Annotated in this window: 19 protein-coding genes and 1 pseudogene; 11 read left to right on the forward strand and 9 right to left on the reverse strand. The window is 60.5% G+C overall.

Translation table 11 applies throughout. The annotated features are described in order from the left end of the window. Positions 1-624: pseudogene (locus NX84_RS13030) on the forward strand (hypothetical protein); the annotation flags it as partial. Between the two features lie 214 nt (positions 625-838). Continuing rightward, positions 839-1,753, forward strand: a complete 915-nt coding sequence (locus NX84_RS11705; RefSeq protein ID WP_039676794.1) for a class F sortase — start codon at positions 839-841, stop codon at positions 1,751-1,753. Positions 1,754-1,783: 30 nt separating this feature from the next. On the opposite strand, the gene NX84_RS11710 is transcribed toward NX84_RS11705, so the two are convergent. Further along, positions 1,784-2,611, reverse strand: coding sequence for a PRD domain-containing protein (locus NX84_RS11710; RefSeq protein WP_039676796.1), 828 nt, complete (start codon positions 2,609-2,611; stop codon positions 1,784-1,786). Positions 2,612-2,748: 137 nt separating this feature from the next. Next, complete coding sequence (locus NX84_RS11715; protein ID WP_039676799.1) at positions 2,749-4,866, reverse strand: glucose PTS transporter subunit IIA; 2,118 nt, start codon at positions 4,864-4,866, stop codon at positions 2,749-2,751. 338 nt (positions 4,867-5,204) lie between these two features. On the opposite strand from NX84_RS11715, the gene pta reads away from it, so the two are divergent. Both pta and NX84_RS11725 read left to right on the forward strand, forming a co-directional pair. Next, positions 5,205-6,569, forward strand: coding sequence for a phosphate acetyltransferase (gene pta / locus NX84_RS11720; protein ID WP_039676801.1), 1,365 nt, complete (start codon positions 5,205-5,207; stop codon positions 6,567-6,569). After that, positions 6,570-7,790: an acetate kinase gene (locus tag NX84_RS11725; RefSeq protein ID WP_039676802.1), complete on the forward strand. Its 1,221-nt coding sequence runs from the start codon at positions 6,570-6,572 to the stop codon at positions 7,788-7,790. It begins immediately after the preceding gene. Between the two features lie 89 nt (positions 7,791-7,879). Here the strand turns inward: NX84_RS11725 and NX84_RS11730 are convergent, their stop codons facing one another. From NX84_RS11730 to NX84_RS11740, 3 genes are read right to left on the reverse strand one after another with little or no spacing between them, the layout of a single operon-like run. Further along, positions 7,880-10,516, reverse strand: a complete 2,637-nt coding sequence (locus tag NX84_RS11730) for a serine/threonine protein kinase (RefSeq protein ID WP_039676803.1) — start codon at positions 10,514-10,516, stop codon at positions 7,880-7,882. After that, positions 10,513-11,559, reverse strand: coding sequence for a glutamate ABC transporter substrate-binding protein (locus tag NX84_RS11735; RefSeq protein WP_039676804.1), 1,047 nt, complete (start codon positions 11,557-11,559; stop codon positions 10,513-10,515). The genes NX84_RS11730 and NX84_RS11735 overlap by 4 nt, the downstream gene beginning before the upstream one ends. After that, a complete protein-coding gene (locus NX84_RS11740) occupies positions 11,559-12,983 on the reverse strand; it encodes a hypothetical protein (RefSeq protein WP_039676805.1) in 1,425 nt (474 codons plus the stop codon). Before NX84_RS11740 ends, NX84_RS11735 begins: the two co-directional genes overlap by 1 nt. A 48-nt stretch (positions 12,984-13,031) precedes the next feature. Here NX84_RS11740 and NX84_RS11745 point away from each other — a divergent pair, with 48 nt between their 5' ends. From NX84_RS11745 to NX84_RS11770, 6 genes are all read left to right on the forward strand, one after another. Beyond that, the gene (locus tag NX84_RS11745) at positions 13,032-13,520 is read left to right on the forward strand and encodes an NUDIX domain-containing protein (RefSeq protein ID WP_039676807.1); all 489 of its coding nucleotides are present in this window, start codon (positions 13,032-13,034) and stop codon (positions 13,518-13,520) included. A gap of 39 nt (positions 13,521-13,559) precedes the next feature. After that, entirely contained in the window at positions 13,560-14,498 is a 939-nt protein-coding gene (locus NX84_RS11750) for an ABC transporter ATP-binding protein (protein ID WP_039676811.1), read from the forward strand. Next, positions 14,488-15,252, forward strand: coding sequence for an ABC transporter permease (locus tag NX84_RS11755; RefSeq protein ID WP_039676812.1), 765 nt, complete (start codon positions 14,488-14,490; stop codon positions 15,250-15,252). The genes NX84_RS11750 and NX84_RS11755 overlap by 11 nt, the downstream gene beginning before the upstream one ends. Further along, positions 15,249-16,430 carry a multidrug effflux MFS transporter gene (locus tag NX84_RS11760; protein ID WP_039676815.1) on the forward strand — a complete coding sequence of 394 codons (1,182 nt, stop codon included), beginning with the start codon at positions 15,249-15,251 and terminating at the stop codon, positions 16,428-16,430. Before NX84_RS11755 ends, NX84_RS11760 begins: the two co-directional genes overlap by 4 nt. A 109-nt stretch (positions 16,431-16,539) precedes the next feature. Beyond that, the gene (locus NX84_RS11765) at positions 16,540-17,889 is read left to right on the forward strand and encodes an AAA family ATPase (RefSeq protein WP_039676855.1); all 1,350 of its coding nucleotides are present in this window, start codon (positions 16,540-16,542) and stop codon (positions 17,887-17,889) included. After that, positions 17,889-18,350: a hypothetical protein gene (locus NX84_RS11770; protein WP_039676816.1), complete on the forward strand. Its 462-nt coding sequence runs from the start codon at positions 17,889-17,891 to the stop codon at positions 18,348-18,350. The genes NX84_RS11765 and NX84_RS11770 overlap by 1 nt, the downstream gene beginning before the upstream one ends. Positions 18,351-18,385: 35 nt before the next feature. Here NX84_RS11770 and cls read toward each other — a convergent pair whose 3' ends face one another. From cls to NX84_RS11790, 4 genes are read right to left on the reverse strand one after another with little or no spacing between them, the layout of a single operon-like run. Further along, positions 18,386-19,849 (reverse strand): cardiolipin synthase, encoded by a 1,464-nt coding sequence (cls, locus tag NX84_RS11775; protein WP_039676818.1) that lies wholly within the window; start codon positions 19,847-19,849, stop codon positions 18,386-18,388. Between the two features lie 15 nt (positions 19,850-19,864). Then, positions 19,865-20,674, reverse strand: coding sequence for an exodeoxyribonuclease III (locus NX84_RS11780; RefSeq protein ID WP_039676820.1), 810 nt, complete (start codon positions 20,672-20,674; stop codon positions 19,865-19,867). A 5-nt stretch (positions 20,675-20,679) separates the two neighbouring features. Then, the gene (locus NX84_RS11785; protein ID WP_039676823.1) at positions 20,680-21,678 is read right to left on the reverse strand and encodes an N-acetylglutamate synthase, CG3035 family; all 999 of its coding nucleotides are present in this window, start codon (positions 21,676-21,678) and stop codon (positions 20,680-20,682) included. Further along, entirely contained in the window at positions 21,678-22,292 is a 615-nt protein-coding gene (locus NX84_RS11790) for a peptide deformylase (protein WP_039676856.1), read from the reverse strand. Before NX84_RS11790 ends, NX84_RS11785 begins: the two co-directional genes overlap by 1 nt. A 16-nt stretch (positions 22,293-22,308) precedes the next feature. Between NX84_RS11790 and NX84_RS11795 the strand changes: the two genes are divergently transcribed. Then, positions 22,309-22,560, forward strand: a complete 252-nt coding sequence (locus NX84_RS11795) for a DUF3263 domain-containing protein (protein ID WP_039676825.1) — start codon at positions 22,309-22,311, stop codon at positions 22,558-22,560. Positions 22,561-22,585 lie beyond the last annotated feature (25 nt).

The raw sequence follows: 22,585 nt of genomic DNA on the forward strand, positions 1-22,585 counted from the left end.
ACTCCGAATAAGCCGGGCGAATCTACCACTCCGGGTAAGCCGGGTGAGGAGACGACCCCGAACCAGCCGGGTGAGGAGACCACTCCGAACCAGCCGGGTGAGGAGACGACCCCGAACAACCCAGGCGAGGAGACCACTCCGAACGAGCCGGGCGAGGAGACCACCCCGAATAAGCCGGGTGACGAGCCGTCTGAGTCCACGACCGAGACCCCGGATAAGGGCGACGGTAATGACAAGGACGACAACGATGGCAGCTCGAAGAAGTCTGACCTGCCGTGGTGGCTGCTGCTCATCCCGGGTCTGGGCCTCATCAAGCTCATCATCGACGGTGGCAACGGTGGCAATGGTGGCGACCACGATGGTGGCAAGGGCACCTCTGAGGTCATCGAGGACAACGGCCGTGGCGGTGACCATGGTGAGTCCACCGGCGACAACGCTGGTGAGCCGTCCGAGCAGACTGGTGAAAACACCGGTCGCGATGACCGCGAGATCACGGTCCTGGACGCTACCCCGCCGGAGGACGCTGGCATGCCGCTGCCGTCCAACGCTGAGCGTGTCGAGATCAAGCACGTACCGTCGGGTGCGACCAAGCTTGAGCCTGGCATGAAGGACTTCATCAAGTAGTCCGCCTCATCCGCCAGTCCCTAGCCCAGATGGGCTGGGATTGGTAGGGGCAGAACTTGTGTAGGGCAGTCCCCTCCAGGGTTCATAGTGAACGCTGGAGGGGATTTGTCATCTATTGTTTAATTAGAAAAATTATTACTGAAGTGTGTTAGAAGCGCGCTGTCAGCTGCTTGGTGCGGTTGACTGCAGGTGTTAATAGAGGAGTTAGGAAGTTATGGCTGATTCGGAAGAGCTAAACGGTACCCCGGAGTACCCCGCGCAGGGCTCTGGTGCGGAATCGGAAACCGCGTCGACATCGTCGTCGGCGGCGGTGCCATCTGGTGGTGCGCACAGAAAGCCGGAAGACGGTGAGAAGAAGGGCGGTAAGAAAGCACTCTGGGCCATTTTGGCGCTGATTGCTATTGTTCTGGTGATCGTCCAGTTGGTGGTGTATTTCGGCCGCAATGGTGACGATGATGCCGCTGGTGATGCGGGGGAGTCGTCGACGGTTGCCTCGGCCACCGAGGAAGCCGCGCCAACGACGAATAATGATCCCTTTGTGGATGATTCTGGCGAGCAGGACCAAGAGATTGATGCTGCCCCGGGTGAATTCCGTGATTTCGGTGCGATGTCTCTGGGCATCAACGAGGAGTTTGCAGCGGTGGATCCGATTCAGGTCACTGATACCGGAATGCTCATTCCGCCACGCGATGTGTCGAGGTTGGGTTGGTACTCGGCCTCGGCAGTACCGGGTGAGCCTGGCCCGGTGGGATCCAGTGTGATTACCGGCCACATTAACTACCAGGGCCAGGGAACTGGCTTCGCAGAGAAGTTCACCACGCTGGAGCAGGGACAGGAGTTCGCCGTGTTCATTGACGGCGAAGAGCGCAGATTCCGCGTGACGGAGGCACCATATCGTTTGCCTAAGGGCTCTGGTTTCCCGGACGTTATCAATGACACGGACGGCGAGAACCGTCTGGTGCTGATTACCTGTGGCGGAAAATTTGTTGGTGGTCAGTTGGGTTATGAGGACAACATCATTACTGTTGCAGAACCAGTAGCAGCGCCTGCCGAAGAGGGCGCTGAAGCACCGGCTGAGGCGCCGGTTGAAGCACCAGCTGAGGCACCCGCTGAAGTCCCGGCGGCTTAGCTGTCGTAGCCGTCTAAGCCGGTGAATGGCCTAGACGGAGGCCTCCTTCAAGCGCGCAATGTGCAGTGCTAAATAGGAGACCTCATCGGGGGTTAGCGTGTCGTCGAGGCGGAGCTCAATGAGGTTGGAGACAATCTGGGCGGTCTCGCCGGCATCGGGGTACCGGGCAGAAATAGCGGTGGCGACTTGGCGGTCGTCGGAATCGAGCTGCTTGTGCTCCGCCATGCGCACGAAGAGATAACGCAGGTGCGTAATGAAGCGCGCGACGGAGATATCCTCGCTATTGAGCTCAGTGCCGTTGTGGGAGCCAATGACTGCCAGGATCTGCTGGATAAGGCCCGTCATGCGGTATGTACCCGACAAGTCGCCGACGGCGAAGCCGGCGTTAACCAGATGGAGAGTAATCGCAACGGCTTCATCGTGGTCTAGTGGCTTCTGGAGGCCATCGTTAATGGCGGTAAGAAGCTGTTGGGCGAGGGTGAAGTCCTCGGCATAAAGGTGGCGGACTTCTGCCTCTAGGGGGTAGGAAACGGTATGACCGCGGGAGACTGCGCCGTGGATGTGATCTGCTAGTGCAACGACGAGCGTGAGCTTGCTGCGCAGTGCTTCCGGCATGTCGACTGAATGCATAGCGTCAATGACGAGTTGCACGTATTCGCCGGGAATACCGGCAACCATCGCGGCGAGGTGATCCGGGTCGCGACCGGAATCCGGAACAAAGACCTTGACGACCTTGTCTGGGTCCACCGGGGTGCCGGGCTGGGCTTGGAAGCCAATGCCGCGGCCGGTGACGATGACCTCCTCCTCACCACGCCGTGCGAGCACGACGTTGTTGTTGAACACGCGCAAGAGTTGCACAAGGCACCTTTCTGTAGTGTGAGGAAGGCTGAAAAAGCCTGCGACTGGTCCGTGGAATGGACTTGGTCCGGATATGACAAAGCCGGCCACGATGGTGGAACATCGAGCCAGCTTAGTCAGGGTTTGTCTGAAGTGTCCTAGCGGGTGGTGGTGATAACGGTATCGCCCGCAGTGGCGTGCTTCAGGCCAGCTGGGGTCACGGCAGCCAGAGCCTTGGTGTTGGTGACAGCCAGAACGATGGTGGTGTCGTAGCCGGCCTCACGGACCTTGTCGAAGTCAACGGTAGCCAGCAGCTCACCCTTCTTCACGGTGTCGCCCTTCTTGACAGCCGGGGTGAAACCCTCGCCCTTCATCTTCACGGTGTTGACACCGATGTGGACGAGAACCTCCACGCCGTCCTCGGTCTTGATGCCGTAGGCGTGGCCGGACTTCATAGCGCTCACCACGGTGCCGGATACGGGGGAGTAGACGTCGTTGTTCTCAGGGAGGATGCCCACGCCGTCACCGAGCGTGCCGGCGGAGAAGACGGGGTCGTCGATGTCAGACATCGGGACGACTTCACCGGCGGCCGGGGAGGCAATGTCGGTGGTGGTGCCAGCGGCTGGCTCAGCAGCCCGAGCCGAGGCGTCTGCCTTGGTGGCGGTTGCAGTGGCAGCGCCAGCACCGGCGCCAGCAGCAGCGGTGCCTGCAGTGTGTGCGGGGGCGTCGCCAAGCACGGCGTCATCCGTATTGACGGTGCCGTTGGCCTCACCGCGCTCGGCGGCCTCGCGTGCGGCCTTGGCCTCAGCGCGCTCCTCCGGGGTGCGGTAGTCGGTAAAGAAGATGAGCAGGAAGGCGACGGTGAAGGCCACGGCGATGGAGATGGCGTACTTAGCCATCGGGGTAAAGACCGGGATGGTCAGGACGGAGGTAAAGACGAAGGCATTCGTCGTGATGCCGTTCGTGCCCAGCGTCAGCAGCGCCACGGTGAGACCACCGGCGAAGCAGCCCACGAGCATGCGCGGGTAAATCCTCTTGTAGCGCAAGTGAATACCGTAGAGGGAAGGCTCAGAAATACCACCCAGCAGACCGGCCAGGAGAGCAGAAGCGGAGGTCTGGCGCATCACGGTGTCGCGATCACGGATGGACAGAGCCAGAACGCCCGCGGTGGCGCCGAAGCAGGCGAAGTTCCATGCGCCCATCGGGCCCTGGATGAAGTCGTAGCCCAAGGTCTGGATGTTGACCAGCATGAGGGCGTTGAGCGGCCAGTGCAGGCCCAGCGGGACGAGGAACGGGTAGAGCATTGGGATGGCCAGGGCGAAGACGAACGGGACGTGGTCGTTCATCCAGGACAGACCCGCGCCAATGCCGTTACCGGCCCACACACCGAATGGGCCAATGATGAAGGCGGTCAACGGGATGACGAAGAGCAGGGTCAGGAACGGGACGAAGACCATGTGGACCGCGGACGGGATGATCTTCTGGAAGCCCTTGTAGAACAATGCCGCGACGGCCGCCATGATGAGCGGGACGAAGACGTTTCCGCCGTAGTCCTGCAACTGCATGGTCATGCCGAAGATGGGGATGGAGCACTGCTCGGCACCGAGAGTGTCGTTAGTGACGCACTGGACCGCGGGGTTTTCCGAAAGGTTGAGGAACTCCGGGGTAAAGAGCGCTGCCATGACAGTGGCTGGGACCCACGGGTCGATGCGGAGCTTCTTACCGGCGTTGTAGGCCACCATGACCGGCAGGAAGAAGAAGACGGAGCGCCACATGGCGTCCACGAAGAACCAGGAAGCCGGCTTATCCGGGGAACGGAAATCCACGACTTCGAAAGCATCGAGTACCGACGCGAAGGCGATGATGAGGGAAGCACCCAGCAGCACGCCCAGAATCGGGCGGAAGGAGTCAGAGAGGTATTCGAAGAAGGCGTCCATCCACGGCAGCTTGCCCTTGGACTTGGCGCGGGCGGCGGCCTTGACGTCATCGTTGGACTGGCCGCTGGACTGGCTACGGTTCTTCATCTGAGGAAGAGCCTTGATCTGGTCATAGACCGTGGCTACGTCGCCACCAATGACTACCTGGTAATTGCGGCCGCCCTGCGGCACGGCACCCATGACCTTGGGGATGGCTTCGAGTGCTTGTTTATCTGCCTTGGAGGCATCAGCCAGCTCAAAGCGCAGGCGCGTAGCGCAGTGCGTAAGAGAGGTGATGTTCTCCGCTCCGCCGATGCCATCCAGGATGGCCTCGGCTGCCGAGCGAGTTTGGGTCGACATGAGAATCCTTTCGCAAGTTAAGGGCCTGTGAAAACCACAAAAGACCTAGGCCATAATGGTTCATAGCGAACCATCCCCACGCGGCTACGAGTGGGGAGCCTAGGTCTTGCCCGAAGTAACAATCCTGATTAGGAGACTACTCCGAGCACCTCACGGGGGACAAGTCTTTGTGTAATAGCACACTTTCTTCTAATGGGTGTGCTGTTGTGCAGGGTAGATGCGTTGAGGGTGTTGGCGGGGTGCGGCGAGGACGGTCATGTTCCCGTACTGTGAAAGTGTCACTGTGTGCCCTGTGTGTGAGCGGGGGTACACGCCTTCCCTGTAGAGAAAGGTTTCATATGCCCATCACGTCCTCACGTAAATCCGCATTCATCAGCGTCATCGGGCGCGGCTTCGATGACTTGGGCGTTGAGTCTGTGGCGCAGGAACTCGGCGCCACCTTCGCCAAAGTCGATGACTTGGGTACAGAGCTCAGCCAAGTCCTCGAAAACGCCCCGGAGGGCGACCTAGTTCTCCAGGGCACTGGCGTCATGGATTTCGACGCCAAGGCTGCTGCTGCCCTGGGCCTGCCGTTCGTGCTCATCTCCAATGCCCCTGCCCGTACCGCTGAGCTGGCACTTGATCACGCGCGCTCGGTCGGTGCCACTGTCGTGGGTGCGCTGACTGATGTCTCCTCTGTTCCCGGTGCGATTTCTTCGCTGGATGACATCGAGCCCTATATGTCTGCGGAGCTTTTCCAGAAGCAGCTTCTAGACCAGGCTCGTGAGGTTGGCGCCCACATCGTCCTGCCGGAAGGTGAGGACGACCGCATTCTTGAAGCTGCCGGTGAGCTCATCAAGGGCAAGGTGGCGAAGCTGACGATTTTGGGTGATGGGAACGTCGAGAAGCGTGCCCAGGAACTCGGGATTGACCTGTCCGGCGTGGACATCATCAACCACCTGGAGTCCCCGCTGGCAGAGGAATTCGCCGCGGACTTTGCGGAGCTGCGTAAGAAGAAGGGCGTGACGCTGGAGCAGGCGCGCGAGACCATGAAAGACGTCTCTTATTTCGCCACGATGATGGTGCACAAGGGCCTGGCTGATGGCATGGTCTCCGGTGCGGCACACACCACCGCACACACCATCAAGCCTTCCTTCCAGATCATTAAGACCAAGCCAGAGGCCTCTGTAGTTTCCTCCATCTTCCTCATGGTCATGCCGGGACGCCTGTGGGCCTTCGGTGACTGCGCCGTGAACCCGAACCCGACGCCGGAACAGCTCGGTGAGATTGCCATCGTCTCGGCTCAGACCGCCGCACAGTTCGGTCTTGATCCACGCGTGGCGCTGCTGTCCTACTCCACCGGTACTTCTGGTGCTGGCCCGGACGTCGAAAAGGTGGTGCAGGCAGTCGAGGTGGCCAAGGGTATCGATTCCTCCGTGGCCGTGGACGGTCCGTTGCAGTTTGATGCTGCCTGTGACCCAGGTGTGGCTGCCAAGAAGGCGCCGGAGTCCCCGGTGGCTGGTCAGGCTACGGTCTTTGTTTTCCCGGACCTGGAGGCAGGCAACATTGGCTACAAGACCGCACAGCGCACCGGTGGTGCCCTTGCTGTGGGCCCGATTCTGCAGGGCCTTAACAAGCCGGTCAACGACCTGTCCCGTGGTGCGACTGTTCCCGACATCATCAACACGGTAGCTATCACCGCTATTCAGGCAGGGGTGAAGTAAATGGCCTACGTACTCGTTCTGAACTCCGGTTCCTCCTCCGTCAAGTTCCAGCTGGTTGATCCGAATAGCTCGGCTACTGATACTCCGTTGGTGTCCGGCCTGGTTGAGCAGGTTGGTGAGCCGCAGGGAGCCGTCACCGTGAAGACCGGTGGCGAGGAGTACAAGGAAGAGCTGGAGATTCCTACCCACTCCTTCGGCCTCGACCGCGCTTTCAGCATCATGCACGAGCACGGCGTGGGTCCCACGGACGTGGAGGTCATCGCAGTTGGCCACCGTGTTGTCCATGGCGGCCGCCTGTTCAGTGAGCCGCAGCTCATCGTGGACCAGATCGAGTCCATGATTGAGGACCTTATCCCGCTCGCCCCGCTGCACAACCCAGCCAACTTGGACGGCATCCGTGTGGCCCGTAAGCTGCTGCCGGATATTCCGCACGTGGCGGTCTTCGATACGGCCTTCTTCAACGGCATGCCGCCGGCTGCAGCGCTCTACGCCATCAACAATGATGTGGCCTCGCAGTACGACATCCGCCGCTACGGCTTCCACGGCACCTCCCACGAGTTCGTGTCACAGCAGGTGCCGAAGCTGCTCGGCCGCGACCCGGAGCATACCCACCAGATCACGTTGCACTTGGGCAATGGTGCATCTGCCGCGGCTATTCGCAACGGCCGCCCGATTGATACCTCGATGGGTCTGACCCCGCTGGCTGGTTTGGCCATGGGCACTCGTTCCGGTGACATCGACCCGGGTATCATTTTCCACCTTTCGCGTCAGGCGGGTATGTCCATCGATGAGATTGACAACCTGCTCAACAAGCAGTCCGGTGTGAAGGGCATTGCGGGCGTTAATGACTTCCGCGTGCTGCGTGAGCGCATTAACAACGAGGACCAGGATGCGTGGCTGGCCTACAACATCTACATCCACCAGCTGCGCCGTTTCATTGGTTCCTACATGATTGCGCTCGGCCGCGTGGATGCCATCACCTTCACCGCCGGTGTGGGCGAAAACGACACCGAGGTTCGCCAGGATTCGCTGTACAACCTTGACATGTACGGCATTGACTTCGATAAGGAAGCGAACTTGGTGCGCTCCAAGGAGCCGCGCATGATTTCGACGGCTGAGTCGCAGGTCAAGGTCTTCGTTGTTCCGACGAACGAGGAACTGGCGATTGCCCAGAAGTCCGCGGGCATTGCGGCCATGGCCCGGGAGGCTGGCCTCTACTAGATCTCTATTAGTTCCCTATTCGAACAGCCTTCACTGCGGCCCGCCGTTGGCGGGCCGTTTGTGGATCTTTTGGCTGGGGTAAGGCAGGGCTAGAAGAGGGTCACTGGACGGACCTTGTTGGCGAGGTCCACCAGCGCGTAGCGGTGGCGGGAAAAGGGGGCCTGACGGGCCAGCGCGCGCAGGGTATCGGCGAGGCCATAGCGCAGGCCGCGTTGGGTAAAGGGGAACTCGAAGAGGTCGTTGGGGGAAGCTGCGGCATCGAGGTCGGCGTCACGTAGGAAGGTGAGGGCGGCCGAGATGACGGCGATCTTGATTTGTAGGAAGCGTGGCTCGTTCTGCGGAATCTCCTCCAAGCGGCGGGCGGCGCGGCGGATGCGGGACTCGGACAGGTCGTGGACGATGAGCTGCAAAATCGTGGTAAGGCGCGCCATGCGGTGGTGGCGCGAGGCGTTCGGCACTTTATCCAGTGTGGCCACGGCCAGCTCCACTTGATGTTCGGCACGCAGCTGGCGGGCCAGGCCGAAGGCAGAGGAGACCGTCGTGGGGTTGGTAGCCCACACGATGCCGTAGAGACGCATCGAGTTGAATCGCAGATGAGCAGGATCGTCGGTGACGTGGTCCCAGATACCGGGTTGGTCCTCAAAAGCCTCATTCGGGAGATCCGCCAACGAGGTGGTGAGGTTGGCGCAGGCGCGGGCCACGGAGGCATCGATAAGCGCTGCTTCTGAATATCCTAACTGTTGGAGAATCAGTTCATTGACTGCGCCAATGGCCAGCTTAGGCGCGGCTTCACCAGGCAGGATGTCGAGAACGTAGGCGAAATGGGCTTGGGCATCGCGGTACTTATCCAGGAGCAGTTCCGCCACGCCGGAGTACCAATGGAAGCGCCAATCGTTGTCGAGGCGGTCTTTGATGGAGGCCAGCCATTCGCGGGCCTGGCCGATGTAGCCGAGGTCAATCATGGCGCGCACCACGCCGAGGGGGATTTCCGCGGACTCCTCGTACTCAGGAGTTTGCATGGCCTGGCGGAGGGTTTCTAGGGCTTCCTGTGGCTCGGTGTAGGAAGAACCCTGGAGGAGGGAGGCACCGACGTCGGAACGGATGATGAGCGGGGCAGGAAGTGCGGAGACGACCTCGGGGGCGGTGATGCGGACGGTGCGGTCGATGCCGTCGATAAGCTGGTCCGTGCGGAAGACCAAGTGCTTGGTGCCGAAGGTCGTACGTTGTGGGGAAAAGACCGAGTGCTGGGCCGGGTGCTGGATGCCATCGCGGAGAGCAATGACCTCGCGCAGCACGCCGAAGAGCTGATCACGCAGCTCAGACACGGAACGGAAACGCTTGTCCGGATCCGGGTCCGTGGCGCGCAGCAACAGGCGGTAGAAGGAGAGGTAGCGGCGCAGGAGCGGCTCCTCGGTGGGGGAGGGAAGGCCCGGCTTGTACACGCCATCTTCCACCGGAAGCTTGAGCACCAAGCAGGCGAGAGTGCGGCCGATGGTGTAAATATCGCTGGCTACCGACGGGCCCTTGGTGGCAATCTCCGGGGCCTGGAAACCTTGCGTGCCGTAGATGTGGCCAAAGGCGCCGATGCCGGAGACAGCGCCCAGGTCAATGAGTTTGACCTGGTCCTCGGTGACGATGATGTTGGAGGGCTTGAGGTCGTTGTAGACCACCCCGCGGGCGTGCAGGTAATCCAAGGCAGGGAGGATCTCCAGGATGTAGGCAATCGCCGTGTCGACCGGGAAGACGTCATCCTCCTGGTGGTTGCGGCGGTTCTTGAGGGAGGGGCCGCCGACGTATTCCATGACGATGAAGCCGCCGGGCACGCGGGCATCATCGATGAAGTTAAAAATCTTGACGATATTCGGGTGGGTAATATCCGCCAGGAACTCGCGCTCCGATTCCGCCGTGGCGGTTTGCTCGGCGGAGTTCTCGGCCTGCATGCCCTTGAGCACGACGATGCGTCCGGAGACAAAGTGGTCGTTGGCCAGGTAAATCCAGCCCAGGCCGCCGTGCGCGAGGACGCCGAGGATTTCGTACTGCTCAGCCACCATGTCCCCGGGCTTCAGCTGCGGCGGTGCAATGCGTGGTGAATCTTCGGGGTCAATAAGGGCATCCTGCGGGTTGCCGGGTACCACGAAGGGCAGCGTGGCCATGCCGTCGGCTACCTCGCGGTCGGTGCGCTTGGTGGTGCGGCGCTGGCGGAAGGTGTCAATAGCGCGGCGGCGCGATGCGTGGGAGGGATCTTCGGCCTTGCGGCGGTCACGCAGCTGGCCCAGTTCCTCGATGAGGGCGGCGATGTTATCGGAATCAACGATTTCGCCGTTGCCTGGTGTGGTCTTGCCTTGTTTGGGGTCGCCTGGCTGAACGCCGCGAGATACCTGGCTGGTCGGAGTGTCGCCCGAGCCAGACTGGGAAGACGAAGGGAAAACAAGGTTGCCGTCCTCGTCCTCGTCTTCGTCGTCAGCGAAAGGATCGTAGGGCACGGCGGCGGTGGCATCGTGTGCGTCGGTGAGGTTGCTGTGGGGGCTTTGCGCGCCGTCGGTGCTGGTGAAGCCTGAGCTGTTCCCTTCGGCCTCTTCTCCGTCTTCGTCGTCGGCGAAGGGATCGAAGGGGACGGCTTCCGTCGCGTCATTGATGTCGTTGTGGGCAGCCGTGGGCTGAGGGTCCGGATCGTGGTCCTCAGGGGTGAGGTGGTCGAGCTCATCCTCGGTGAAACGGTGGCTCATGGGCGTGCCTCCTTTGCGGATGCGTCCTCGGTGGCGGGCGGAGTTTCGTTGAGGTACTTCGGCTCGGGGAGCGTGGGGCGCTCCATGTAGTCGCCCAACCAGGAGTAGAAGAGCTTCAGCCACGTGCCGTCCGAGCGGATGCGCTCCAGAGTGGAATTGACCTGCCGGATAAGTGGGCGGGAATCATAGGACGCATCGGGCTTGCGCACGGCCACGCCATAGCTCTGGGTCTCCAAGGCATCGCCGACGATTTCTGTGTAGGAGTCTTGGGCCAGCATGCCGGAGAGCAATGCATCATCGACCACGATGCCGTCGGTTTGACCAAGCTGCAAGGACATGAGGCAATCGCCCCAGGCGCGGGTCTCCAAAATATCGGCTTTCGGCGCGTGCTTGCGGATGGCATTGACCATGGTCGAGCCCTTCGCCGCGCACAGAGTGAGACCGGCGGTATCCGCCACGGAATGAATACCGGAGTTCTTGAGCACGAGCAAGCGGGCATCCGTTTTCATATAGGGGATGGAGAAGGCGACTTCGCGCTGGCGCTGCGGGCTAATCGTCATTGTGCGAATGACCATGTCCACCTGGCGGTCATTGAGGGCCTTGGCGCGGTCGGAGGCTTCCACGAAGCGGAAATCCACCTTGGAGGGATCCCCGAAAATGTCGCGGGCGATTTCGCGAGCGATGTCCACCTCAAAGCCGCGAAGTTCACTAGTGGCGGTGTCGCGGTAGCTCAGCAGGTTATTCGAACGGTCCACGCCCACGATGAGACGGCCGCGTTTGATGATCTCCGGCACGCGTTCCTTGGGCGTTTTATCGTCCGGACGGTAGGAGCCATAAGGCTCGGCCTCGCTCTCCGTGTCGGCTTCGCCCGCGCCGGCAGGCTCGATAATGGCATCTTCCGGCAGTGGTGGGCCGGGCGTGGAATGGGTATCTGCGCTCGTGGACAGTACCGGTGTGGGGGCAGTGGTGTGGGTTGATTCGCAGGCACTGAGGCTGAGGGAGAGGGTAACCAACGGGATCGTCGCAAAGCACAGGCGTTTCATTAGAGGTACTCCTGCAGACGTGGACGAATGCCCAGCCACACCGCGATGATGGCGCCGAACGTGGCCAGTGAGACACCGGTGGACACCAAGGTCATGGCGTTGAGGCCCTGCATGAGGTACTCGCGCATGGATTCGCGGGCTTCGTCGATAAGGAGCGCCAGCGAATTGTCCACGGCGTTGAAGGCACTCGCGGCGGTCGGTTCCCCATCCGGGTCGATGGCTGTGGCTTGATACACAGCGGTGTCGTAGTTACCCGTGGAGAGGCTGTCCATGAAGGCCTCGTGGGTGACGGCCCAGTCTTCCACTGCTCGCTGCGCTTGGGGGATAAGAGCGGGGTTCGAGTCCTCGCCCAGCGCTTGCTCATAATCTCGCAGCGCATGGTTGACGGAATAGACCGTGGAATTGAAGTGCACGGACATATCTTCCTGGGAGGAACGCAGGACCAGCGCGAGAGTCTCAGAGGTGCGCATCTGCTGGGCTTCGATCCGGGAGGCGGTGAGGGAATCCCAGGGGCGCGAGACTGTCTCGAATCCCTGGTGGCCCGAGGCCCACGTGGCAAAGTTCGCAGCGGAAGCCCACACGAGGGCGATGAAGAGCAGGCTCGTGGCCAGCACGAACCCGCGGTTTAGGCGGCGACGGGTGAGGCGCCACAGCCACCACTGCGCCAAGCCCAAGAAGATGAGCGCGGCCACAAGGCCGGAGAGCGGTACCCACTGCGGGCGGGTGAGGCGCTGCTGCTGATGGGTGACCTTTTCCGAGGTTAGGGTGAAGAGCTCCGCGGCGGCAGGCAGAATGCGCGTACGCATGAGTGCTGAGGCATTCGACATGTACGAGTTCGCCACGGCGTTGCCCGCGCGGTGGTTGACACGAGCTTTCTCCACGAGGGCGGTGTAGACGGGCAGCTCACGCTGGATGAAGGTGACGAGCTCGCGCACGCGTTCATCATCGGCCGAGGAGCCCACGACGGATTGGGTTGCGGCTACCGCGGCGGCGTCGATGGCCTCGTTGTAGCGCTCGCGGTTGCCTACCGGCTCCACGCCGGCTTGGACGAAGCCGGTGGTGGCCACCGTATCCGCTAGGGAAAGGTTGGTGTAGAGGTGGTGGGCCGCATTCGACATGGGCTCCGTGGAGGTCAGCAGGGCATCGAGATCATCGTGGCGCGCAGCCGACGAGGAGGACATGGAAAACCCTGCTGCGGCTAGGGCCACAGTGAGGATGAGCGTGAGGGTGAATAGTTTGCCCGGGGTCGTGGCGGCGAAGCTGTAGAGGCGCCGGACCAGGCGCGCCGGGCCGGCGAAGGAGCTCATGGCCAGCTGTGTGGGGCGGCTAAACGCGGGCGCGGCAGGTTCAGTGACATCATCGAGCCAATGATCGCCCCACGATTCGGGGGAGTGCTCGCGCAGTTCGGTGGCCGGGCCGGTCATTCCCTTAGGATAGCGCCCTTGACCTCAAAGTGGGTATAGATTGGAGGCATGTGTGCACACGTAAACCCAGAAATTTCCGGCGACGGATGGGCCGAAGGTCCGGGCGGGGTTCCCGTGTGGGGCAAATTCGGGGCAGCGGGACTTTTCCTCGTAGCGGGCAACGAGGTGCTGCTGCAGCATCGCGCCACGTGGACCAACAACGGTGGGACGTGGGGAATCCCGGGCGGAGCGCGCGATAAGCCGGAAACTGCCGAACAGGCTGCGCTGCGTGAGACCGAGGAGGAAACGGGCGTGGCTGCGGCGGACGTGGAGGTCCTCGAATCCATCGTCACCGCGGGACCCTTCGCTGGTGGGTGGACCTACACCACGGTGTTGGCGCGTACGGTGACAGGCCAGCGCTTGCACACTATTCCCAATGAAGAATCCGCCGAGCTGCGGTGGGTACCGTTCGACCAGGTAGAAGCGTTGGAGCTGATTCCGCCTTTCCGGGAGGCGCTACCACAGCTGGTGGCACGCTATGGCGAATTGAGCAGCTAAAACAGGCATGTGGCAGGAAGCTGTGGCACGCTGTAGGTCATGATTGAAGTAGCCGGACTGACAAAACAGTATAAGTCTGTTCGCGCCGTGGATGACCTCACCTTTCAAGTAGAGCCGGGCCAGGTAACCGGCTTCTTGGGGCCAAACGGTGCCGGAAAGTCAACGACCATGCGGATGATCCTGGGCCTTGACCGCCCCACAGCGGGTACGGCCTTGGTGCATGGCAAGCACTATCGTGAGCTCAAGCACCCGTTGCGGGAGGTGGGCGCGCTTCTCGACGCTAAAGCGGTCCACGCCAACCGCTCCGCCGCTAACCACTTGAAGTGGATGGCACAGTCCAACGGTATCCCGACCTCCCGCGTGGATGAGGTGCTGGGGCTCGTGGGGCTTTCCAATGTCGCCGGTAAGAAAGCCGGCGGCTTCTCCCTAGGTATGGGCCAGCGCCTTGGCTTGGCCGCGGCATTGTTGGGCGACCCAGGTGTGTTGATCCTGGATGAGCCGGTTAACGGCTTGGACCCGGAAGGTATACGCTGGGTGCGCTCCCTCGTCCGCGCGCTTGCTGCGGAAGGCCGCACGGTGCTTATTTCTTCTCACCTCCTGTCGGAGATGGCGCAAACTGCGGATCACCTTGTGGTCATTGGGCGTGGGCGGTTGATGGCGAACCAGCGCACCTATGACTTTGTCAAGGACAACTCTTCCGCCTCAGTTATTGTGCGATCGGAACACCTGCGTGAATTCGGCTTTGCGCTGAAAGAGGCCGGGGTGGCGTTCTCTACGTCTACTGATGAGGAGCAGCGCCCAACTCTGGTTATCCCGAATCAGACCACTGACTTCGTGGGCCAGCTGGCCTACTCCACTGGAGTGCCGCTGACCGAGCTCACGTTGCACCGCGCCTCCCTTGAGGAGGCCTTTATGAAGATGACCACGGATGCGGTGCAGTATCAGGCCCAGAAGGAGGTCACCACCAATGTTTCTTAATACGCTGCATGCTGAGTGGACCAAGCTGCGCACAACGAAGTCCTTCTGGTGGACCACTGGTCTGATTTTCGTCATCATCACGGGCTGGACCTTGCTCAACTCGCTTAATGCGGGTGTGGCTGTACTGGGCATTAGCCCGCTGCAGCCGAATGCGCTGGCGGCGATTCTCCTGGTGCTGATCGTGCCGATTCTCATGATTCAGGGCGCGATGGTGATTACCACTGAGTACCGTCACAAGACCCAAACCGTGACGTTCATGGCCAATCCCAACCGCTGGACGGTGGCTCTGGCCAAGCTGCTTCTGTATGGAGCTATCGCAGCGCTCATCTTGTTTTTCGGTGCGGTCTACATCTTTGTCTTGGCTGATATGACCACCAACGAATCCGCTGCAGAGGCTTTCCAGCCTTTCTCGGATGAACGCGCTCAGCGCCTGCTGTGGGCCTTGCCCGTCGCTGGCTTCGGCGCGGTCATGTTTGTCCAGGGCTTGGGATGGTTGCTACGCCATACCGCGGGTACCGTCGCGATTTCGCTCATCCTCTACATGGGCATTGAGAACACCGTGCGCTTCCTGCCGGTAGTCGGTGACAAGATGATTCACTTCATGCCTTTTACTGCCTTTACCAACTGGACCATGGACGTGGTGGAGGACTCCGCGCCCTGGGATAGCGTCGGCATGAATGCGGTCGTCTTCTTCGGCTGGGCTTTGCTCCTGTGGATCCTCGGCATTGTGGCTGTGGAGCGCCGCGACGCGTGATCCCCTTTTCCCTCCTTGCAACCTTGGCGCTGTTGTCCGCAACAGCGCCTTTTGCGACGGACATGTACCTGCCGGTCATGCCGGCGATTGTGGCTGACCTCGGCACGACCCGTTCCATGGTGCAGCTGACCATCTCAGGTTTCTTCATCGGAATGGGAGTGGGCCAGCTGCTTATGGGGCCGCTGTCTGATGCCATCGGGCGCAAACCACTGTTGTTGAGTGGTGCAGCGTTAGCCCTAGCTGCCTCGGTGCTGGCAGCCCTTGCTCCCAGCGCCATCATCCTTGTGATCGCTCGCGTGCTCCAGGGCCTCGGCGGCGGTGCCTGCGTGGTGCTCGCGCGTGCTATTGTGCCCGACCTCGTCCACGGTGCCGCCGCGGCGAAAGCCTATTCGTTGCTCATGGCTCTGCAAGGAATTGCCCCGGCGGTGGCCCCGGTCTTGGGCGGTATGCTGGCGGAGCCGCTGGGCTGGCGCGGCATCTTCTGGGTTCTTGCCGGCCTTCATGCGCTGCAGCTGATTCTGGCTTGGGCCATTGTTCCCGAGACCGTGACGGCCCGTCCGCGTTCCGGTGCTGCGCGGTCAAGCTTGGCGCGCACGGTTGCAGGCAACTACTGGGCAGTGATCACCAACGTCCGGATTTGGGCCTACCTTGTCACCATGGCCTTCGGCTTCTGCTCGATGTTCTGCTACATCTCCGCCTCGGCCTTTGTCCTCCAGGACCAGTGGGGCTTTACGCCCCTGACGTATTCGCTGATTTTCGGTGTGAATGCCGTGGGGCTCTTTGTTGCCACGCTGGTGAACTCGCGCGCAATGGATTCCGTCTCCCCGGCCTTCATGCTGCGCATTGGTGTCGGCGGCATCGTGGTGTGCGCGTTGCTGTTGCTGCTCACAGTAATGGTGGGCGCGCCGGTGTGGCTATCCCTCATCGTGCTCTTCGCCTGCATCGCGCCGACGGGTTTCATCATGGGCAACGCCACCGCCTTGGCTACCGGGCTGATGCGCTCCCGCGCCGGCAGCGTGTCCGCCATTATGGGCTTTGGCCAATCCCTGCTGGCCAGCGTGGTCAGCCCCCTTATGGGTTTGGGATCTAATCCGGCGCAGACCATGGCGCTTGGCATGGTAGCTTGCGGATTTGTGTCTCTGTTTGGGCTTTGTACTTCCTCTCGTCTAGCTGGTTGACTTCTGGCGTGGCGAGACTGATTTTGGTGGCGGAAAGTGTCCGCGCTCCGCATTACGAGAGTCACCTTGAGGACCATGATTGCCAGCGCAAATGTGTATCATGAGCGGCATGTCCACTCCCCGCCTTGCCGAGCTGCGACTGCGCAGGTTTAAATCGTTTCACGATGCCGTACTCACACTACATCCGGTGACTTTTCTTACAGGTCTAAACAGCTCCGGCAAGTCGAACGCCTTAGATGGGCTTGAGGTTTTGTCGCGGTTATCGTCGGGCTCGGAGCTCGGCGATGCTCTTGATGGACGTATGACGCACGCAGGACCAATCAGAGGAGGCTCCCGTGGCTGTGCACCACACGGCGAAGATAGTTTTGAACTGGGCTGCACTGTCGAAGCTGGAAAAGATATCTTTCGCTATGACGTAGAAATACAGGTGCTTCCGGAACTGCGAGTGCTTAAGGAAAGCCTGGTGGGGCCAGGGTACTCCGTAAAAAATGGGGTCAGAACTGAAGAAGCAGAACTTTTTAAGACCCAACCTGCGGAAGATAAGCTCGCTGGGATTTATACGGAGATTTTCAATGGAAAGCGTGGCGCAAATCCAGCAACACTTATGCGGGACTCCCGTCTAATTCTTGGGCAGGTAAAGGCAGTTCTTGCAGGGAAAAACCGTGCGGAGAATTCGGTGCTGAAGGGCGCATCGATTGTGAGTACTGCACTTCGATCTGTGTTTCACCTCGACCCGGTGCCAAGTCTTATGCGCAACTACGTTGCGAAGAAAAACGCTCAGCTCAAACGCAGCGGCGAAAACCTGTCGGCGGTACTTTGGCAATTACGAAAGGATTCGCCTGAAACCTTCCGCGATTTAGGGCAGTTGGCTGCACACGTTACCGGAGTGGACTCTACTTTGGATTTTATTGACACTCAGCTGGACGAAGTGATGCTTACTCTTGTCGAGCACTTTGCGGATGGAAGGCATGAAAGCACACCCGCACGTGAAATGAGCGATGGGCTTCTTCGTTTCCTGGCGATCGCGACAGCTTTAAAAACAGCTCCCAGGGATTTGGATATCGAGCAGCCTCTTTCGCGCGGGGATGATGTGGAAAGCGCCGTAGCGCAAATCGTCGTCGAGGAAATGGAGAACGGTCTCCACCCGTCACAGGCGCAAAGAGTTATGCACATGCTTAACGAATCAGCACACAAGCATGACTCTCAAGTTCTTGTAACAACTCATAGCCCCGCGATTTTGGATCAGATTTCTGGTGAAACTAACGGTCAGGTTGCGGTGTGTTATCGAGATGAGCAAACCGGGAATAGTGAACTTTCACCATTGGTGGAACTACCGGATTTCGTGGACTCTATTTCGAAACACAGTCTGGGAGCTGCTGTAACTGCCGGCGAATTGGTCGATGACACCGATACGAAGGCTAGCTTTGACAACCTGAATAAGCTTTTTGGGATTGGCTGATGCGCGTTTACTTCATTGACACTTCGGTTCTGGATAATCTGCTTGAGATTCCGAAAAAGAGCCAGGATCGAGAACAAGTGAAAAACGACTTTTCGAAGCGTCAGTCCGAAAACTCTAGGTTTATCTTGCCTATCACTGCTGTCATCGAAACTGGAAATCATATTGCGCAGCTTTCGGATGGTCAGGTAAGGCGCGCTATTGCGGAAAAGTTTTCGCAGATGCTCGAGTTGACCGCGCAACGGCAAGCCCCGTGGATACTGCATGACTTTCAGTGGAACAAGGAATTTATAACTGAGTTAATTTCACAACATCGAGCTGGCCAAACGATGGTGGAATTGATGATGCAGCAGGTCGGTGGTGGGGACCTTTGCATTTTGACAGAAAGGGAGCTGTACAGGCGCGCTACCGGAATAACCGCAGAAGTGTGGACGTATGACACCATGCTCGCCAGTAGTACCTAAGGCGAGTGTGTGAGCACTGGGCACGTGATCGCACGCTATTGCAGCGCCGAGGTCAGGCGCATGACGTTGTCGACGTAGCGGCGCAGCAGCCCGCGCTTGTTCCACTCCTCGAGGGTCAGCTCGTGGCAGACCTTCTTGTAGTTGGTGGCCAACTGGGTGAAGTCATCGATGAGATCGCCCTTGGCCACGAGCATGGTGGATTCATAGTTCAGGCCGAAGGAGCGCATGTCCATGTTGGAGGAGCCGAACATACACAGTGGATCGCGCCCTGGGAGGTTGGGGTCCGCCAGGATGAACTTGGAGTGCAGCACGAAAGGTTCAGGGAACTGGAAAATCCGCACGCCTGCCTCCAACAGGGCCTGGTAGTAGGAGGATTGTGCGTGGTTGACCATGAACTGGTCGGCCTTCGCTGAGACGAGGAGCTCGACCTCCACATCGCGGTAGCAGGCGGTGGTCACGGCTTCGAGGAGGGATTCATCCGGGATGAAATACGGCGAGCACAAAATCAGCTTGTCCTTGGCGTGGTGCACCACGGAGTTGAACATGCGCAGGTTGGGTTCCGTCGTGTAGCCAGGGCCCGAGGGAACAAGCTGGAGGTGGTTGGAGTCATCCGTCATGGCGTCGTCATAAGGCTGCATGTCGAGGGAGAGCTGTTCCTCAGACTCCAGATACCAGTCCACCGCAAACACTGCGGCCAGCGAGGTCACGACCGGCCCGGTGAGCTCCACCATGTAGTCGATCCATGCGCGGTTCTTGGTTTTGTACTGGCGCTTAATGATGTTCATCGAGCCCAAGAAGCCCGTGTGGCCATCGATGACCACGATCTTGCGGTGATTGCGCAGATCGGGGCGGCGGAAGCGGCCCTTGTGGAGCTGTAGCGGAAGCATGAGGCGCCAATCCACGTCAATGGCGGTGAGGCGTTTGCCCAGCGTGCGGTAGCCCTTGTACTTGTAGCTGCCAATTTGGTCCAGCAGCAGCTTGACCTCTACGCCGCGCTCGCGGGCACGTTTCAGCGACTGGAAGAAGACGTCGGTGACCTCATCCCAGGATTGGATATAAATCTCAATGAGCACGTATTTTTCCGCACGGTCGATGGCCCGGGCCATGGCCATGATGGCCTCGTCATAAGAGGCATGGAGCCCCTTATTGTGGCCGATGAGTGCCGGGTGGCCGGTGAGGTTGCGGTTGAGCTGAATGAGCGATTCGATTTCGGGGGAAAGCCTGCCCTCCGGGTGATTGGGGGTGGAGGCGGTGACGTCACTGATGAGCTCGTTAGCCTCTTGCTGGATGCGGTGGCGCCGCCGGTTGATGTACGGCGAGCCCATGAGCAAGAAGAGTGGCAGGCCTACGAGGGGCAGCACGAGAATAGCCAGCAGCCAGGCAGTGGAGCTCGATGGGCGGCGCCCTTCCGGCACGACACCGATGGCTATGATCTTGATGCCGTAGTCAAGGATCAGCAGCGCCAGTTGCCAGGCGGAGAGATCGATATTGAGGCTCATGAGTGTTGAGAGCGCCTAGCGCACTGAAGCGAAATCGGGGACGTCGAAGTCTGCGATGAGCGGCACGTGGTCTGAGGTCTTATCGCCAGCGCGCTCTACTAGGTCCACCTGGGCGCCCTGTATGAGGCGAGCGAGTGGTTCGCTGGCTAGCTGGAAGTCGATGCGCATACCTTCGTTCTTTTGGAAACGCAGTGACTTGTAATCGAAGTATGTCCAGCGCTCCTTCTCCGTAAAGCGGCGCGTAACCTCCTCCAGGCCAGCTTCCTCGAGCATCTGGAAAGCTGCGCGTTCCGGTTCGGTGACGTGCGTCTTGCCGCGGAAGAGGCTGATGTCCCACACGTCTTCATCGCGCGGAGCGATGTTGAAGTCACCGGTGAGAAGGAGCTTCGATTGCGCGCGGGTTTCCACGTATCGTGCCAGTGCGTAGAGGAATTGCAGCTTGTAGTCGTAGTGCGGGTCCGTAATCTCGCGCCCGTTGGGGATGTACAGCGACCAGATTTCCACCCCGCGGATGCGTGCGGACACCGCCCGAGCCTCACGTTTTTGTTCCTTTGCTGGGTCCTTGTGAAACCCTGGCTGCCCGGGGAAGAAGGTCTGGACCTCTTCCGGCTCGTCCTTAGACACAATGGCCACGCCGTTCCATTGGTTCAGTCCGTGGCACGTGACGTGATAGCCGGCTTCTTCGAAAGGTTCGCGCGGGAACTTCTCATCCGTCACCTTGGTCTCCTGCAAGCAGAGCACGTCAATGTCGTGCTTGGCCAGCAGGTCCACCGCGCGGTGCGCGCGGGTGCGGACGGAGTTGATGTTCCACGTAGCGATACGCATGTGATTTAGGGTACTAGAAGCTCGCGGCAGGCGTAACGGTGGCGATGCTGCTCAATAAAGCCAAGCTTCTCGTACAGCCTGATACCCGCGGTATTGTCCGAGATCACCTGCAAGTATGCCTTCTGCGCGCCGTTGTCTTTGCCCCACGCGAGCATGTGTGCGCCCAAAGCAGTGCCCAGTCCCTTGCGCCGCCAACCCTCAGCCACTTCGACGGCGGAATAGCCCAGCCACACCGTGCCATCGCCGGATTCGGTGAGCGTGCCGCGCGTAATCGCAATGGTCTCGCCCGTATCAGAGAGCAGCCGACCAAAGCCCATCGTGCCCTCAATGTGGCTGCGCAGATACTCCAGCGCGAGCGGCGGGAGCGCCTGGCCGCGGAAATGATACAGGTCAAGCCAGGCATCATCGGGCTGCTCATCGATGACAAAGTGGACGTCGGAAAGCTCCGGCAGATCCTCGAGGTTCCGGACCATGACCAGGATCTCTGGCTCCAAGCACCACCCATCCGGCTCGGCTTCAACGAGCTTCTCGGCGGACTTCCCGATGCGCTCCGGGATGGCCAAGCGCGTCGGCAGCCCGTGGCGGTCGTAGAAAGCGTCGATTTCCGCAATGGGTACAGGCAGGAAACCTGCAGACGGGCCGAGTGGCACCGCCGAGTTGGAACGGCCCGTGACGCCATCGCCCGCGCGCATGAGCCACTGCCCATCAGAGGTCCACGCATGTTCCTTGCCGGGAAAGGCAGCCGCAGTGGCGACTTCGACGGCGCGGATATCGGAGTTGCGTACCGTGCGCGGCGAGAGGCGTTTAATAATCTTCAGCTGCTCCGGCGGAATCTCCACGGCGTCGAGCGACGACGGGTAGCCGCCCACCTCCTGCGGGCGGATGATCAGCGGATCAAGGCTCAATACATGGCCAATCACGTCGCTGTGCACGTCACCGAAATCGCGCCGGGCCACCACGCGCTCGCCCACGGAGACGTCATCGGAGCGGAAGATGCGGGACATTAGTCGTCGTGTCCGAAGGGGTCCTCGTCCTCGCCCGGCAACCAGGTGAGGCCGGCTTCAGTCCAGCCGTTGCGCTTAATGGTCTTCTTGGCCTGGCGTTTGTAGCGGCCGGTGAGAACGTCGGTATAGACAAAGCCGTCGAGGTGGCCGGTCTCGTGCTGCAGCATGCGGGCGAAGAAACCGTAACCTTCGATGGAGATGTCCTCGCCCTTCTCGTTCTTGCCAGTGACGCGCGCCCAGTCCGCACGGCCGGTGGGAAAGCCCTCACCCGGAACGGAGAGGCAACCTTCGTCGTCGGAGCCGTCATCGGCGGGCATGGTCTCCGGAATCTCGGAGGTTTCCAGTACCGGGTTGATGACGCAGCCGCGGCGCATGCCGCCCTCGGGTAGTTCGGTGCCGTCAGGCCCGTCAGTGTCGGGGCAGTGGTAGACAAAGAGGCGCTTGTTCACGCCAATCTGATTGGCGGCCAGGCCCACGCCGTGCGCGGCATCCATGGTCTCGTGCATGTCCGCGATGAGCTCCTGCAGCTCGGGCGAATCGATGGCTTCGGTCACCGGCTCGGTCGGGTTGTGAAGGACCGGGTCGCCGTGGATAACGATGGGACGAATAGTCATGACATACAGTTTAAGCATGCAGTCCCTGTCAGACCTAGACGCCGCCATTTTGGAGTTCGAGTCCCACGCCCCGCGCGATATCGGCGCCAAGGAGGAGGCTATCCGCACACAGCTGGACATCTCGCCGGTGCGTTATCACCAACGTCTCAACGTGCTTCTCGACGTCCCCGCGGCCCACTCTTCCTACCCCCTCCTCGTTACCCGCCTGCGCCGGCTTCGCGACGCCCGCGAGGACGTCCGCCGCGCTGCCCGCGCTACTGGCGACTAGGCACGCCACGCGTGGCAATGCGCCG

This window comes from Corynebacterium minutissimum (assembly GCF_000805675.1).
GTDB classification, from domain to species: domain Bacteria; phylum Actinomycetota; class Actinomycetes; order Mycobacteriales; family Mycobacteriaceae; genus Corynebacterium; species Corynebacterium minutissimum.

What these genes read in the sequence shown, in the direction of transcription:
- NX84_RS11790 (WP_039676856.1), bottom strand. Translation starts at nt 22,292, where the DNA reads ATGACTATTCGTCCCATCGTTATCCACGGCGACCCGGTCCTTCACAAC.
- NX84_RS11785 (WP_039676823.1), bottom strand. Translation starts at nt 21,678, where the DNA reads ATGTCCCGCATCTTCCGCTCCGATGACGTCTCCGTGGGCGAGCGCGTG.
- NX84_RS11735 (WP_039676804.1), bottom strand. Translation starts at nt 11,559, where the DNA reads ATGAAACGCCTGTGCTTTGCGACGATCCCGTTGGTTACCCTCTCCCTC.
- NX84_RS11795 (WP_039676825.1), top strand. Translation starts at nt 22,309, where the DNA reads ATGCAGTCCCTGTCAGACCTAGACGCCGCCATTTTGGAGTTCGAGTCC.
- NX84_RS11725 (WP_039676802.1), top strand. Translation starts at nt 6,570, where the DNA reads ATGGCCTACGTACTCGTTCTGAACTCCGGTTCCTCCTCCGTCAAGTTC.
- NX84_RS11715 (WP_039676799.1), bottom strand. Translation starts at nt 4,866, where the DNA reads ATGTCGACCCAAACTCGCTCGGCAGCCGAGGCCATCCTGGATGGCATC.
- NX84_RS11740 (WP_039676805.1), bottom strand. Translation starts at nt 12,983, where the DNA reads ATGACCGGCCCGGCCACCGAACTGCGCGAGCACTCCCCCGAATCGTGG.
- NX84_RS11750 (WP_039676811.1), top strand. Translation starts at nt 13,560, where the DNA reads ATGATTGAAGTAGCCGGACTGACAAAACAGTATAAGTCTGTTCGCGCC.
- NX84_RS11705 (WP_039676794.1), top strand. Translation starts at nt 839, where the DNA reads ATGGCTGATTCGGAAGAGCTAAACGGTACCCCGGAGTACCCCGCGCAG.
- NX84_RS11765 (WP_039676855.1), top strand. Translation starts at nt 16,540, where the DNA reads ATGTCCACTCCCCGCCTTGCCGAGCTGCGACTGCGCAGGTTTAAATCG.
- NX84_RS11770 (WP_039676816.1), top strand. Translation starts at nt 17,889, where the DNA reads ATGCGCGTTTACTTCATTGACACTTCGGTTCTGGATAATCTGCTTGAG.
- NX84_RS11755 (WP_039676812.1), top strand. Translation starts at nt 14,488, where the DNA reads ATGTTTCTTAATACGCTGCATGCTGAGTGGACCAAGCTGCGCACAACG.
- NX84_RS11780 (WP_039676820.1), bottom strand. Translation starts at nt 20,674, where the DNA reads ATGCGTATCGCTACGTGGAACATCAACTCCGTCCGCACCCGCGCGCAC.
- cls (WP_039676818.1), bottom strand. Translation starts at nt 19,849, where the DNA reads ATGAGCCTCAATATCGATCTCTCCGCCTGGCAACTGGCGCTGCTGATC.
- NX84_RS11745 (WP_039676807.1), top strand. Translation starts at nt 13,032, where the DNA reads ATGTGTGCACACGTAAACCCAGAAATTTCCGGCGACGGATGGGCCGAA.
- NX84_RS11730 (WP_039676803.1), bottom strand. Translation starts at nt 10,516, where the DNA reads ATGAGCCACCGTTTCACCGAGGATGAGCTCGACCACCTCACCCCTGAG.
- pta (WP_039676801.1), top strand. Translation starts at nt 5,205, where the DNA reads ATGCCCATCACGTCCTCACGTAAATCCGCATTCATCAGCGTCATCGGG.